The sequence below is a fragment of the Nocardioides sp. genome (genome assembly GCF_044226765.1).
In the GTDB taxonomy this organism is placed as follows: domain Bacteria; phylum Actinomycetota; class Actinomycetes; order Propionibacteriales; family Nocardioidaceae; genus Nocardioides.
The window spans coordinates 780525-794919 of record NZ_JBGAGJ010000001.1 but is presented as its reverse complement, the minus strand read 5'-3'; the positions used below and the strand labels follow the sequence as shown (position 1 = coordinate 794919).

The window sequence follows — 14395 nt, the reverse complement described above, 5'->3', positions numbered from 1 at the left end:
CAACGTCAGGAAGTGCCCGTCAGGCCCGGCCGGGGGCCGTGCCCGTCGCGGACGACTAGCCTCGGTCCATGCCGCTGCGCATCGTGGCCAACCGGCCCGACCCGGCCCTGCTCCGGCTGCCGTGGTCGACACCGCTCGAGGAGTGGACCCAGCACGTCGTGCCCCTGCCGCGCGGCATCTCCCGCCACGTCGTGCGCATCGTGCGGCTCGGCGACAACACCTACGCGGTCAAGGAGACCGTCGAGGAGATCGCGTTCCGCGAGTACCGGATGCTCCGCGACCTGCACCGGATCGGCCTGCCCGCCGTGGTGCCGCAGGGCGTCGTGACCGGCCGGGTCGACGCCGACGGCGAGGAGCTGCCCGCGGCGCTGCTGACCCAGCACCTCCAGTTCTCGCTGCCCTACCGCAGCCTGTTCGCCCACGGCCTGAGTGCCGACAGCCTGCCCTCGCTGGTGGACGCCATGGTGGTGCTGCTGGTCCGGCTGCACCTCGCGGACTTCTACTGGGGCGACGTGTCGCTGTCCAACGTGCTGTTCCGCCGCAGCGCGGGCGGGTTCGCTGCCTACCTCGTCGACGCCGAGACCGGCGAGCTCAAGCCGAGCCTGTCGGACAACCTGCGCGAGTACGACCTCACGGTCGCGACCGAGAACGTCTTCGCCGAGTTGCTCGACCTCCAGGCCAGCGAGTCCCTGGCCCACGAGGTCGAGGCCCACGAGATCGTCGACCTGCTGGTCGAGCGCTACCACGCGCTGTGGGACGAGCTGACCGCGCCGGAGGAGTTCACCGCCGACGAGATGTGGCGCATCGAGCAGCGGGTCGAGCGGCTCAACGACCTCGGGTTCGACGTCGACGAGCTCGACATCGTCACCGACTGGGACGGCGACCGGATCGTGATCCAGCCCAAGGTGGTCGAGGAGGGCCACCACCGGCGCGAGCTGCAGGGGCTCACCGGGCTCACCGTCGAGGACGCCCAGGCGCGCCGGCTGCTCAACGACATCGCGTCGTACACCGCCAGCCTCGGTCTCGGGCGCGAGGACCGCGCGCTGGTCGCCAACCGCTGGCTCACCGAGGTCTACGAGCCGGTGATGGCGCTGATCCCGCCCGAGGCGCGCGGCCGGCTCGAGCCGGCCGAGGTGTTCCACGAGCTGCTCGTGCACCGGTGGTACCTCTCCGAGCGCGCCGGCGAGGAGGTCGGCATCCTCGACACCGCCCGCGACTACATCGACCACGTCCTCCTGGCCCGCCCGGAGGAGGAGGTCGCCGTCGAGGAGTGACTAGGGTCGGCAGACCCGGCAGGGAGTCAGGTGACCGTTGCCCTCGCCGACCGGTCGAAGGTCGTCACGGTGCGCGATCAGGGCGCAGTCGCGGCGGTGCAGGGTGGTCCCGTCGCCGGCGGTGACCGGGAGGGCGGAGACGTCGACGCCGTCGTCGCGGGTCGCGGCGGCGCGCGAGGTGACGTCGGCGAGCAGCAGCAGGGTGTCGGCGAGCCGGCGCTGGGACTCCTTGGCGTCCGCCGCCAGCCGGGCCAGCCAGGCGCCGAAGTAGAGGAAGCCGCCGGTGAAGGTCAGGCCGAGACCCAGCAGCCCCCCGGACACCAGGTAGGAGAGCTGGTCGTACTGGTACGGCGTGTTGGCGGCGCCGTACCAGCCCAGCACGATCACCACGAGCCCGAGCGGGAGCAGCACCGCGCCCGCCCAGAAGAGCACCACCTGCAGGAGCTGGTAGTGGTTGTCCTTGAGCGGGGCGGCGCCCGACCCGCTGGTCCGGCCGCCGGCGCGAGGCAGCCCGACCGTGAGCCGCTCGGAGGGCGCGGGGGTCATCGGCTGGTCGAAGGTGGTCATCGCGATGCCTTTCGCAGGTCGGGCAGGCCGCTGTCGAGGCCGTGGGAGCAGGAGGCGCCGCCACCGAGGGCGATCAGCCCGATCCGGCGCAGCCAGGTCCCGCCCGCCGCGGCGAGCAGGATGCCGCCGGCCAGGATGGCGCCGGGGATCGAGTAGAGCGGCGGGAGGCCGGCGCCGGTGAGCCGGCTGGCGGGCAGGGCCTGGTCCGCGGCGGGGGCGGACCCGCCCGCCGTCGCGCCCGGCGGCGCCGCGGTCGACGACGTGCCGCCCCTGGTCGATGTCCCGGCGGAGCCCCCGCCCCCGCCGGAGGAGCCCGGGTCGCCGCTGCCGGCGGTCGAGCTGTGGTCGTTGTCGGGGACCTCGGTCGGGAAGGTGATGCCCTGCACGGTCTCCACCGACGTGGACGCCGTCGCGAGGGTGAGCACGATCCGCGGCGAGAGTCCGGCGACGGCCTGCAGGTTGCTCTTCAGCTCCTGCGGGTCGTCGGGAAGGGCACCGATGAGGGTGTCGATCGGGAGCGCGTCGAGCTTCGTGCGGAGCACACCCGTGTCGATCTCGACCCGGAGCGCCGCGACGTCACTGCCGGCGGTGCCCTGCTTGCGCTGCAGGTCCGGCCTCGGCAGCGTGACGGTCAGCCCGAGCTGCTTCAGCGCGGCCGCGGCCTGGTCGGGTACGGCGGGGGCGTCGCCGTGCTGCGGCCCGGCCCGGTAGCCCGAGGAGCCGAAGGAGAACTCCTGGCCGGCGACAGTGATGCCGCCGAGCACCGAGGTGCCGGTGGCCCGGCTGCGGCGCCCGTCGCTCGTGCTGGTGCTGGTGGACCGGATGCCCTCGAGGGTGACCAGGCCGCCCAGCAGCGTGACGTCGCCGAGAGCGGCCCGCGAGGTGGTGGTGACCCGCTTGGCGGTGGCGACGTCCTGGCTGGACGAGGTGTAGCCCTCGACGTCGACCAGCGCGGCCAGCTGCGGCGGCAGCCCGGGCGCGCCACCGGTCGGGGCGGGCTCCTCCGCGGCCGTCGTCCGGCCTCCGGTGATCGCCTGACCGAAGCTGCTCAGTGGCTCGACGGCCGACGGGAGCCCGGGCAGCGCGGGCAGGCCCGGGACCGACGGGAGGCCGGGGACGCCCGAGGAGCCGCCGGACCCGCTCGGCGCGCGGCCGTCCTGCACCTGGCCGTCAGGGGAGAACCCGGCCTGCGCGACGGTCCGGCCGGGCGTGGCGCTGGTGCGCATCACGGTGCCCGGGAACGGCTCGTCGGCCTGCGCCGCCTCGCCCGACGGCTGGCCGGCGTTGACCTGCACGGGGTAGCCGTTCTCGAAGAGCTGCGGCGGGAGCCCCAGCTGCTCGCCGAAGGTCTTCGCCCCCTCGCCCACCGGGTCGCCCGGCCACAGCCAGCTGGCCCGGCCGGTCGAGCTGCCGGAGTCGGCCTCGACGGTGGTGTAGGCCATCTCGACCTCCAGCTGGGGGTCGGCCGGGATCGGGATGGTCGGCTCGTAGACCTCGATCCGCACCGGCGCCGCGGTCGCCTCGGCGCTGTAGCCGCTGAACGCCGGCGCGCCGCGGTCCCCGGCCGCGTGCGCGCTCGCCGGCGGCGACCCGAGCAGAACCGGGACGACCGAGCCGGCGAGCGCCGCGGCCGAGATCGTGGGGATGAGCAACCGCTTCATGCTGCGCCTCCGAGGATGACGTCGGACATCGTGGCCAGGATCTCGGCGGGCTCGCCGGTCGCGACGACCCGGCCGCCGGTCATCACCGCCGCGTAGTCCGCCACCCGCAGCGCGGTGCGCGCGAACTGCTCGATGCACAGGATCGAGACGCCGCTCGCCGCGATCTGCGCGACGGTGTCGTAGAGCTCGTCGACGATCAGCGGTGCCAGCCCCATCGACAGCTCGTCGAGCAGCAGCAGCGCCGGGTCGGACGCCAGCGCGCGCGACATCGCGAGCATCTGCTGCTCGCCGCCCGACATGGTGCCGGCCAGCTGGTGGCGGCGCTGGTGCAGCCGCGGGAAGTAGGAGTACGCCGTGTCGTGCACGGCCTGGATCGGCACGCCGGCGTACGACATCAGGGTGAGGTTCTCCTCGACCGTGAGGTTGGGGAACACCGACCGACCCTCGGGCACGGTGCACAGCCCCAGCCGGGCCAGCTCCTCGGGCGCCGCGCCGGAGACGTGCACGCCCCCCAGGTGCACGTCCCCGGACGTCGGTTGCTTCTGGCCGCTGACGACCTTGACCAGCGTGCTCTTGCCGGCCCCGTTGGGCCCGAGCAGCGCCATCACCGCGCCCTTCGGGACCCGCAGGTCGACCCCGCGCAGCACCTCGATCCGGCCGTACGCCGCGTGCAGGTCGACCACCTCGAGGATCGGGACGCCGCTCATTCGGGGCCCCCGCGGAGGTGTGGCCTGGAGGAGCGGAGCGGGGGAAGGCCGCAGCTTCGTGGGGTGATCATGATCGGACCGCCGGGAGGACGAGGGTGTCGTCGGCGAGGGCCAGCGCCTCGGCGAGCTGCCCACCGACCTGGGTCGGCTCGTCGTCGGCGTAGCCCAGGTAGGCCCGCTGCACCTCGGCGTCGGTGCGGATCGTGGCCGGCGGGCCGGAGGCGATCACCCGGCCGAAGTCGAGCACGTGGATGTCGTCGCACACGCCCATCACCAGGTCCATGTCGTGCTCGACCATGAGGATCCCCCGGCCCTCGGCGGCCAGCTCGGTCAGCAGCCGGCCGAACGCGTCGGTCTCGGTCTCGTCGAGGCCCGACGACGGCTCGTCGAGCAGCAGCAGCGTGGGGTCGCAGGCCAGGCAGCGGGCCAGCTCGAGCAGCCGCGCGGCACCGGTGGGGATGGCGTCGGCCCGCTCGGCGGCGTACGCCGCGATGCCGACCCGCTCCAGTAGCCCGTCGACGTCCGCGGCCGAGGGGCGGACCAGCCCTGCCACGCCCCGGTGGATGTCGCGGGCGACCCGCACGTTGTCGCGCACGGTGAGCGACCCGAACGCCTCGAGGCGCTGGAAGGTGCGGCCCATCCCGCGGCGGGCCCGGCGGTGCACGGGCAGCCGGGTCACGGTGCGACCGGCGAACCGGACCGCACCCGAGCTCGGCCGCTGCAGCCCGCTGATCACGTTGAAGCAGGTGGTCTTGCCGGCCCCGTTGGGCCCGATCAGCCCGGTGATCCGCCCAGCCTCGGCGACGAACGCGGCGTGGTCGACCGCGGTGACCCCGCCGAACCGGACGACGACGTCATCGACCTCGAGCAGCGGCATGGATGCCCACCTCCTCCAGGGGCAGCGCGTCGACGGTGGTCAGCTCGCTCAGGGGCACCGCGGTCTCCTCGCCGGAGTCGGCGCGGTCGCGCGGCAGCGGCAGCACGGGTACGGCGGCGCGGACCCGGTCGCCGAACCGGCCCTCGAGCCACCGGCCGACCCGGAACACCTGGTTGGCCAGGCCGTTGGGGTCGCGGCCCAGCGCGACCGCGCCGAAGCCGAGCACCACGAACACCAGGCCGGCGAGCTCGGGACGGCTGCTCTGCAGCACCGGGAGCAGCATCAGCCCGATGCCGCCCATCGCGGCGCCGGTCACCGAGGTGACCCCGCAGACCACGGCGAGCAGCAGCAGCGGCAGGCTGTTGAAGAGCTGGAAGTCCGCGGCCCCGATGGTGCCGCGCAGGCCGGCGAACAGCCCGCCCGCGAGCCCCGCCATGCCGGCGGAGAGGGCGAAGAGCGCGACCCGGAACCACCGCATGTCCAGCCCGAGGGTGCCGCACGCCGCCGGGCTGTCGCGCATCGCGATGAGCAGTCGCCCGAGCACGCCGCGGCGCAGGAGCAGCAGCACCAGCGACATCAGCACGAAGAAGACCGTCATCACCAGCACGTAGCCGCCGGTGGAGTCGAAGGAGCGGCCGAGCACCGAGAGCCGGTCGGCGTGGAGCGTGCCGTTGTAGCCGAAGGCGAAGTCGGCCTGGAAGACCAGCTTGTCCATCAGCACGCCGAAGGCCAGCGTCGACAGCGCGAGGTAGAGCCCGGTCAGCCGCAGCACCGGCAGCGCGACGAGGGCCCCGACGACCGCCGCGACCGCCGCCGAGACGGCCAGGCCGTAGAGGTTGGGCTCGTCCAGCTTGGCGTAGGCCAGCGCTCCGACCCCCGCGAAGGTGAACTGCGCGAGCGAGACGTGGCCGCCGTACCCGGTGAGCAGGACCAGCGACAGCATCACCATCGCGTACGTCGCCGCGGTGCCCACGAGCAGCAGGTCGGCGTCGGACATCGAGAGGCTGAGCAGGGCGACGACCGCGAGCAGCGCCGCACCCCAGCCGAGCGACTGCCGCAGCGAGGGGAGCGGCGCGGACACGATGCCCTTGACCTGGCCGATCCGCAGCTGGGCCTGGGGCATCGCGATGATGACGACGAAGAGGAAGAGCGCCGGAACGACGGCGCGGAGGCCGGCGAGGTTGCCCTGGCTGGGCAGATAGGCGACCGCGAAGGACTGCAGCACGCCGAGCCCCATCGCGCCGACGAAGGTGAGCGGCAGGCTCTTGAGCCGGCCGAGCATCGCGGCGGCGTAGGCGTTGATCACCAGCAGCGTCAGGTCGAAGTAGGAGAGGCCGATGACCGGCGTGAGCAGGATGCCGGCGAGGGCGGCGAGCGACGTGCCGATCGCCCAGGACAGGGAGGCGACCCGGTCCGGCTTGCCGCCGAAGAGCTGCAGCAGCACGGGGTTGTCGACCGACGCCCGCATGGCGGTGCCGATCCGGGTGCGGTTCAGCAGGACGTACAGCAGCCCGGCGACGACCGCGGAGAGCACGATCGTGATCAGCTGGTGGGCGGTGACGTAGGTGCCGCCGACCTGGAGACCGTGGTCGGGGAGGAACGGCGGCAGGGTGCGCGGCGCGGGCGGCCAGACGTACTCGGCCAGGCCGATCAGCCCGACGAACAGGCCGACCGTGACCACCAGCGAGACGCTGACCGGACCCTCGCCCAGCCCTCGCGTGACGAACCGTTGCACCAGCCACCCGGTGCCCGGCGCGACCACGCCCAGCACGAGGACCAGGGACAGCCAGGTCGGCATCCCCTGCCGCTGGCTGAGGTCCCAGAAGGTGAAGGCCATCACCATGCCGAAGGCGCCGTGGGCGATGTTGAAGACCCGGGTGGTCGTGTAGGTCAGCACCAGGCCGCTGGCGGCGATCGCGTAGGCGGCGCCGGTGAAGAGGCCGAGGATCGTGAAGGAGAGGATCGAGGACATCGCGCGTCACTTCCCGCTCAGGAGGGGGCCGCACATGTAGCCGCCGGGCGAGACCTGGCGCCAGGTGCCGTCGTTCAGCTGGAGCACCGAGCCGCAGGTGGAGGTCGTCTTCGCGCCGACCTGCTGCGGCACGTGGAGGCCGTTGCCGGTCCAGTCCTTGACCTTGCTGACCGCATCGACCAGCGAGGCCCGGGTCAGCCTCCCGCCCAGTGCGACGGCCTGCTCGACGAAGAGCCGCGCGGCCGACCAGGCGTAGAGACCGTAGTAGTTCGGCACCGCCCCGGGCTTCACCTGCTGCAGCCAGGAGCGGTAGAGCGCCATCTCCTTGATGCTGGTGTCGTCGAACATCTTCGTCGTCGACCAGGTGTAGACGCCGTTGCCGTTGTCGCCGGCCTGGTCCACGAAGTTCTGGTCGTAGATCGTCGCGTCCTGCACGAACGCGTCCGGCTCGAATCCCTGCTGCTGCATGGCGTCGAGCAGCTTGACGGTGTCCTGGTAGGGCCCGGTGTAGGTGACCAGCCGGATGCCCTTGTCCTTCATCTGCTGGACGTAGGGGGCGTAGTTGAACTCCGAGACGTCGATGCCCTGGAAGTAGTCGACCTTCCAGCCGGCCTTCGGGTATGCGTTCTTGAACATCTGCGCGTTGACCGCGGCCGCACCGGCGTTGATGTACAGCACGGCCGCGTGCTGGGTCGCGTCCTTGAGCTTGGAGTAGAAGTAGCGCGGCATCGACCCGTTGACCAGGCCCGGGTCGACCGCCTGCGCGGCGAAGCAGGTCGTGCAGTCGCGGCGCTCGGGCGTCGTGGTCGTCGACCGGATGTCCGGCAGCCCGCAGGACTGCGCCGCCTGGGCGCCGCCGGAGTCGAAGGCACCCATCGAGCCGACGGCCGCGAATGCGTCGTCACACGCCTTGGTGTAGGCCTGCTGGTCCGCGCCGGCGTCGGCCCGGCTGTCGAGCAGCTCGACCTCGAGCTTGCGGCCGCAGATGCTGCTGGTGGAGTTGAAGTACGCCGCGTAGGCCCGCGTCGCCTGCTGGGCCGACTCGAAGATGCCGGGGACCGGGCCGGACACGTCGGCGACGTTGGCGATCGTGATCGTCTTGTCGGTGATGCCGGTCTGGTTCTTGAACCCGGCGCAGCTGGCCGCCTTGGCGCTGCCCGCGGCTGCGTTCGCGCCGGTGCCCTGAGGAGCGTCGCCACCGGAGGTGCTGCCACCTCCGGTCGCGGTGCCGCCGCCCGTGGTGGTCGTGCCGCCGGTGCCGCCCGTGGAGCCGCCGCCGGTGCCGCTGCCGAGCGAGCCGCCACCCGTCGTACCGCCGCCGGTGCCGCCGCCCGCGACCGTGCCGCCGACGCCCGGGTCACCGGTGCCGCCGCCGGTCGAGCCGGTCGCCCGGGCCACCGTGCCGGGGTCGAGCTGGGACCCGCAGGCGGCGAGGAGCAGGCAGAGCACCGCTGCTGCCAGGACTGCGGCCGGCCTGCGCATCATCGTCCTCCCTCCTGTCCCCGGGACTGGTCGGACAACGACCTGCGCGACCCGAGGTGACGCGGGCCACACAGCGGTCTGGACACCCGCGGGCTCACGACGTCCCGCTGCAGGAGTACTTCGTGCCGCCCACCGGGACCCACCGGCCGTGCTGCAGGGAGATGAACCGCCAGCACTCGCCGGTGTGCTTGGGGCCCACGTGCTGCGGTGAGTGCAGGCCGTTGGCGGTCCAGTCGTCGACCTTCGACAGGTCGGCGACCAGGCTCTGCCGGCTCAGCCCGCCGCCGAGGGCGGTCGCCCGCTGGACGAAGAGCCGGGCGGCGGACCAGGAGAAGAGCCCGAAAAAGCTGGGCTCCGCGCCGGGCTTCACCTGCTGCAGCCAGCTGAGGTAGAGCTGCAGCTCCTTGTTGCTCGACGCCTCCTCGAACGGCGTGAAGTTGATGAAGAGCGTGGTCCCCTCGACCGCCGTGCCCCCGCTCTGCACGAAGTCGCGGGTGTAGGCGGTCGGGTCGAGCATGAAGACCTCGGGGTGGAAGCCCTGCTGCTGCATGGCCTGCGCCAGGCGCACGAACTGCGCGGTGGCGCCGATCATCTGGACGTACTGGACGCCCTTGTCCTTCATCTGCTGGACGTAGGGGGCGTAGTTGAACTCCGAGATGTCGATGCCCTGGACGTAGTCGAAGTGCATCCCGCGCTTGGTCATCGCCGCGACCTGGGTCTTGCCGTTCTCGGCGGCGGCGCCGGCGTTGATGTAGAGCATCGCGGCGTGCGCGGCGGCGTCCGGGTGGTTCTTCTTCACGAAGTCCGGGACGGCGTTCTGGAACTCGTCCGCGATCGTCGACTGCGCTCCGAAACAGGTCGTGCAGGCCTGCCGGTCGGCGGTCACCGCGGCGGACCGGAGGTCGGGCAGCCCGCAGCCCTGGGCGGTGCTGGCGCCGCCGGAGTCGAAGGCCGACATCGACCCGACCATCGCGAAGGTGTCGTCGCAGGCCTGGGTGTAGGCCTGCTGGTCGGCGGCCGCGTCGGTGCGGCTGTCGTAGGTCTTCAGCTCCAGCTTGCGTCCGCAGATGTCGCTGGTGGCGTTGAAGTAGGCGACGTAGGCCCGCACCGCGTCCTGGCTGGCCTCGAACAGCCCGGGCACAGGGCCGGACACGTCGGAGGAGTTGCCGATGACGATGGTCTTGTCGGTGATGCCGGTCTGGTCCTTGAACCCGGCGCAGCTGCCGGCCTTGGTCGCACCGGCGGCGGCGTTGGCCCCGGTGCCGCCCGTCGCGGCCCCGCCGCCCGTGCCGCCCGAGGTGCCGCCGGTGGTCGCGGCCGAGCCGCCGGTCGTCGTACCGCCCCGACCCGTGCTCGTCGTGCCACCGGCAGCGTCCGGCACCGAGCCGTCCGGACCGGCGGCCGCCGGGTCGCCCGCAGCGACCGCCCCGCCGTCCCCGGTGCCCGTCGTGCCGCCGGCCCGGGCGACGGTGTCGGGGTCGAGCTGGGAGCCGCAGGCCGCGAGGAGCAGCGCGAGCACGGCCCCGACGAGCGCGACGACGGCGCGGGGGAACGGCACCACGGGCCCTCCAGGGGAGAACTAGAACGTGTATCAGTTCTGGCTCAACGACCGCGGCGCGCAGAGGTGACGCACGACACGTGGCCGGTGGGCTCGGGGTGGTCGTGGGCGTTCAATTGCTGGCGGATGCACCGCTTGCGGGCCGGCGGGACGTCCTATTCGGAACAATTGAACGAAATCGACGCCGCCGAGGACCCGCGTCAGCCGGGGTACCGCAGCGCCACCCACGCCCCCGTGGTGAACGTGCCGTCGGTCTGCAGCGTCACCCACTGCACCCCGGCGGGGCGCCCGGCGCGGTAGGTGACCAGCGAGACGTCGGCCGCTCGACGGGGCTTGCTGCCCAGGGCGATGGCGTACGCCGCCCCGCCGGTCGTCCCGGTCGTGTAGGTGTAGCCGACCTGCCCGTCGGGCCCGGTCACCCGGTGCGGGCCGGCGCGGACGTGGGTGTGGCCGCCGAGCACGAGGTCGACGCAGCCGCGGTCGAGGGCGGGGCGGCCGAGGTTCGCGTCGTGCACCAGGATCGTGGTGACCCGGCGCCGGGAGTCGCAGGCCGCGTCGGCCAGGCGGGCGGCGACCTCGTCGAAGGTCAGCCCGGTCTCGTCGCGCCAGCTCCCCAGGCCGCTCGACCGCGGGTCGTCGACGCCGAGGAGGGCCGTGCCGGCCGGTCCGTCGACCACCTCGCCGTCGAGCATGGTCCAGCCGAGCTCGGCCAGGTAGGCGTGCACGAAGTCGCCGTGGTCGTGGTTGCCGGCCACGCCCCAGCGCTCGAACCCGTCGAAGGCGGCGTCCACCGAGTCGAGCGAGAACGCCTCCCAGCTCCGCCCGATCGAGGTGTCGTCCCCGCCGTCGAGGACGGCGGTCGCGCCGGCGGCGTCCGCGATCGCCCGGGCGACGGGGTCCATCCCGATGTTGTCGTGCCGGTCGGAGACGAGGGCGACGACCGTGTCGCCGGGCCGAGGAGCGCGCAGCGGCAGGTCCGCGGCGCGGCGTGCGGCGTCGGCGTAGAACGTCTTGCTGGTGTCATAGGTGCTGACCGCGCTCTCGATGAGCCGGTGCGTCGACGCCGTGGTGACGTCGCCGCGGACCTCGATGCCGTCGAGCTCGTCGGGCACCGGCACGGCGGGGCCCAGGAACGACGCCAGCGACTCCCAGTCCTCGCCGGCCTGCACCGGGTCCTCGTCCCCGGTCCACGGCTGCCAGACGGCCACTGCGAGCAGCGCGAGGACGACGACGCCGACGGCCGCTTGGCGCGGTCCGACCCGGGCGCGGAGCTCGCCGCGCCGGCGCGCTCCGAGGAGCAGCCAGATGCCCACGGGCAGCAGCCCGACCACCGCACCGCGCAGGGCCGCGTCGAGCGCCATGCCCTGGACCGCGCCGGTGATCTTCTCGACCTGTCCCTGCGGCTGGCTGGCGAGCAGTGCGTAGCGGTCGACCAGGTCGTCGACCGAGGTGGCGTTGGTCTTGCCGAGCCGGATGTCGACGCCGACGACCTGGTCGGTCGGCACCCGCACGTCGGGCAGCACCGGCCCGGTGTGCAGCACCGCCCAGCCGCTCAGGTCCGGGCTGACCACCGCGTCGTGGCCGGCGACCACGACCGCGCGGCTGCTGCCGAGGAAGAGCAGCAGCCCGGCGAGCACCGCGCAGCCCAGCCAGACCCCGAGGAGGGCCAGGACGCGCGCCGTACGTCGTCGATGGGTCTCGACACGCCGGTCGCGCCCTCGCGGGCTCGGGCGCGCGTCTCGCTCGACCATCAGTGGATCCGCTGGCGCGTCCCCACTCAGGCTCGCGCCTGCGCGATCGCGTAGAGGGCGACCGAGGCCGCCACGCCCGCGTTGAGGGACTCCAGCGTCGAGGCCATCGGGATCGAGACGAGCTGGTCGCAGGTCTCGCTGACCAGGCGGGAGAGGCCATTGCCCTCGGACCCGACCACCACCACCAGCGGTCCGTCGGCGAGGTCGAGGTCGGGCAGGCTCACGTCGCCGTCGGCCGCCAGACCGATGACCATGCAGCCCGCGTCCTGGTAGGCCTTGAGCTGGCGCACCAGGTTGACGGTCTGGGCGACCGGGGTCCGGGCGGCCGCGCCGGCGCTGGTCTTCCACGCCGAGGCGGTCATGCCGGCCGAGCGCCGCTCGGGCACGAGGACGCCGTGGGCGCCGAAGCCGGCCGCGCTGCGGACGACCGCGCCGAGGTTGCGCGGGTCGGTGACCGAGTCGAGCGCCACGATCAGCGGCGGCTCCCCCGCGTCGGCGGCTGCGTCGAGCAGGTCGTCGGGGTGGGCGTACTGGTAGGACGGGATGCGCGCCGCCAGGCCCTGGTGCACGGCACCCCCGGTCATCCGGTCGAGCTCGCCCCGGGTGACCTGCGAGATGTTGAGCCCACGCTCGGCGGCGAGGGCGAACGCCTCCCGCAGCCGCCCGTCGCGCTCGGCGCCCTCGCCGACGTAGAGGCCGGTGACCGGCACCCCGGCCCGCAGCGCCTCGACCACCGAGTTGCGCCCGGCGACCCACTCGGCGTCGCTGCTCTTGCTCTTGCGCTGGGGCCGGCGCGCGGCGGTCTTCTCCGCCTTCTGCGCGGCCTTGTACTGCGCGTGGTAGGGCCGGTCCTTCGCCTTCGGCGTCGGGCCCTTGCCCTCCAGGCCGCGGCGCACCCGGCCGCCCGACCCCGCGGTCGGGTTGCCCTTGCTGCTCTTGCGCACCGCGCCCTTGCGCTGGCTGTTGCCTGCCACGTCAGTGTCCTTCTCGGTGGTCGGTGCTGCGGCCCGGGCCGCACCACAGCCGGAGGGTTGTCGGGGTCTTCCTGACGTTGTCGGGGTTGCAACCCCCGACAACGTCAGGTTTCCCCGGCTGACCGGGGATTCATCCACCCTCCGGCCCGCCGTCACGACAGGCTCCACTTCGGTCCGTCAGGGGTGTCCTCGACCTCGATGCCGGCGGACTTGATCCGGTCCCGGATCGCGTCGGCGGTGGCGAAGTCCTTGGCCGCCCGCGCCTCGGCCCGCTGCTCGAGCAGCGCACCCACGAGCACGTCGAGCGCCTCGGTCAGCCGGTGGTCCTCCCCGCCGACGCCGGCCCACGCCGGGTCGGCGGGGTTCAGCCCGAGCACGTCGAGCATGGCGACCACCTGGGCGGCGTACGGCGCGGGGTCGTCGGCCCGGTTGCCGTCGCGCACCGTGTCGAAGAGGACTGCCATCGCGGCGGGCGTGCCGAGGTCGTCGTTCATCGCCTCCACGAAGGCCGGCGGCAGCTCGCCGGGAGCCACCTCACCGGCGCGCTCGAGGAAGCTCTCGATCCGCCGGAACCCCGCGGCCGCCTCGTCGAGCGCCTCGAAGGAGAACTCGACGTGGCTGCGGTAGTGCGCGGCCACCAGGTAGTAGCGCAGCTCGATCCCGCGGTAGGTCTGCAGCACGGCCGGGATCGTCAGCGAGTTGCCGAGCGACTTGCTCATCTTCTCGCCGGCGGTGGTGATCCAGGCGTTGTGCATCCAGTACGACGCGAACGGCCGGCCGGCCGCGCGCGACTGCGCCTGCTCGTTCTCGTGGTGGGGGAAGCGCAGGTCGACGCCGCCACCGTGGATGTCGAACGCCGGGCCGAGGTACTTGCCCGCCATCGCCGAGCACTCGATGTGCCAGCCCGGGCGGCCCGGACCCCAGGGGCTCGGCCACGCGGCGGTCTCCGGCTCGGACTCCTTCTTCCACCCCTTCCAGAGGGCGAAGTCGCGCGGGTCCCGCTTGCCGCGCGGATCCGCGTCCTCGGCCGGGGCCATGTCGTCGACTCCCTGGCGGGTCAGCTCGCCGTACTCCGGCCAGGAACGCACGTCGAAGTAGACGTCGCCCGAGCCGTCCTCGGCGGCGTACGCGTGCCCCTTCGCGATCAGCTCCTCGATGAGCACGATCATCTCCGGGACGTGCCCGGTCGCCGCGGGCTCGTAGGTCGGCGGCGCCACGTTGAGCGCGTCGTAGGCGCGGCTGAGCTCGCGCTGCATCCGGTAGGCCAGCTCGTACCAGGCGATCCCCTGGTCGGCGGACTTCATCAGGATCTTGTCGTCGATGTCGGTGACGTTGCGGATGAACGTCACCTCGTAGCCGAGGTGGCGCAGCCAGCGCTGCAGCACGTCGAAGTTCACGCCCGACCGGACGTGGCCGACGTGCGGCTCGGACTGCACGGTGAGACCGCAGACGTAGAGACCCGCCTTCCCCTCCTCGAGGGGGACGAAGTCACGGACTTCGCGGGTCGCGGTGTCGTACAGCCTGAAGGTCACCCGCCAAGTCTAGGGATCGCGGCACCGCAGCACTCATTCG

Annotated in this window: 11 protein-coding genes; 1 reads left to right on the top strand and 10 read right to left on the bottom strand. The window is 73.1% G+C overall.

Features of this window, described 5'->3' with window-relative positions; genetic code table 11:
• Nucleotides 1–68 precede the first annotated feature (68 nt).
• Nucleotides 69–1274, top strand: coding sequence for a DUF4032 domain-containing protein (locus ACILRH_RS03805; RefSeq protein WP_395690895.1), 1206 nt, complete (start codon nt 69–71; stop codon nt 1272–1274).
• Here ACILRH_RS03805 and ACILRH_RS03800 read toward each other — a convergent pair whose 3' ends face one another.
• From ACILRH_RS03800 to cysS, 10 genes are all read right to left on the bottom strand, one after another.
• Nucleotides 1275–1841 (bottom strand): hypothetical protein, encoded by a 567-nt coding sequence (locus tag ACILRH_RS03800; RefSeq protein WP_395690893.1) that lies wholly within the window; start codon nt 1839–1841, stop codon nt 1275–1277.
• Nucleotides 1838–3502, bottom strand: coding sequence for a choice-of-anchor P family protein (locus ACILRH_RS03795; RefSeq protein WP_395690891.1), 1665 nt, complete (start codon nt 3500–3502; stop codon nt 1838–1840). The genes ACILRH_RS03800 and ACILRH_RS03795 overlap by 4 nt, the downstream gene beginning before the upstream one ends.
• Nucleotides 3499–4209, bottom strand: coding sequence for an ABC transporter ATP-binding protein (locus tag ACILRH_RS03790; RefSeq protein WP_395690889.1), 711 nt, complete (start codon nt 4207–4209; stop codon nt 3499–3501). Before ACILRH_RS03790 ends, ACILRH_RS03795 begins: the two co-directional genes overlap by 4 nt.
• Nucleotides 4210–4276: 67 nt before the next feature.
• Nucleotides 4277–5086, bottom strand: coding sequence for an ABC transporter ATP-binding protein (locus ACILRH_RS03785; RefSeq protein ID WP_395690888.1), 810 nt, complete (start codon nt 5084–5086; stop codon nt 4277–4279).
• The gene (locus tag ACILRH_RS03780; protein ID WP_395690886.1) at nt 5064–7058 is read right to left on the bottom strand and encodes an ABC transporter permease subunit; all 1995 of its coding nucleotides are present in this window, start codon (nt 7056–7058) and stop codon (nt 5064–5066) included. The genes ACILRH_RS03785 and ACILRH_RS03780 overlap by 23 nt, the downstream gene beginning before the upstream one ends.
• A 6-nt stretch (nt 7059–7064) precedes the next feature.
• A complete protein-coding gene (locus tag ACILRH_RS03775; RefSeq protein ID WP_395690885.1) occupies nt 7065–8543 on the bottom strand; it encodes an ABC transporter substrate-binding protein in 1479 nt (492 codons plus the stop codon).
• 91 nt (nt 8544–8634) lie between these two features.
• The gene (locus ACILRH_RS03770) at nt 8635–10098 is read right to left on the bottom strand and encodes an ABC transporter substrate-binding protein (protein ID WP_395690883.1); all 1464 of its coding nucleotides are present in this window, start codon (nt 10096–10098) and stop codon (nt 8635–8637) included.
• 200 nt (nt 10099–10298) lie between these two features.
• The gene (locus ACILRH_RS03765) at nt 10299–11849 is read right to left on the bottom strand and encodes a metallophosphoesterase (RefSeq protein ID WP_395690881.1); all 1551 of its coding nucleotides are present in this window, start codon (nt 11847–11849) and stop codon (nt 10299–10301) included.
• 26 nt (nt 11850–11875) lie between these two features.
• Nucleotides 11876–12823 carry a 23S rRNA (guanosine(2251)-2'-O)-methyltransferase RlmB gene (rlmB, locus tag ACILRH_RS03760; protein ID WP_395690879.1) on the bottom strand — a complete coding sequence of 316 codons (948 nt, stop codon included), beginning with the start codon at nt 12821–12823 and terminating at the stop codon, nt 11876–11878.
• 152 nt (nt 12824–12975) lie between these two features.
• Complete coding sequence (gene cysS / locus ACILRH_RS03755; protein WP_395690877.1) at nt 12976–14355, bottom strand: cysteine--tRNA ligase; 1380 nt, start codon at nt 14353–14355, stop codon at nt 12976–12978.
• Nucleotides 14356–14395 lie beyond the last annotated feature (40 nt).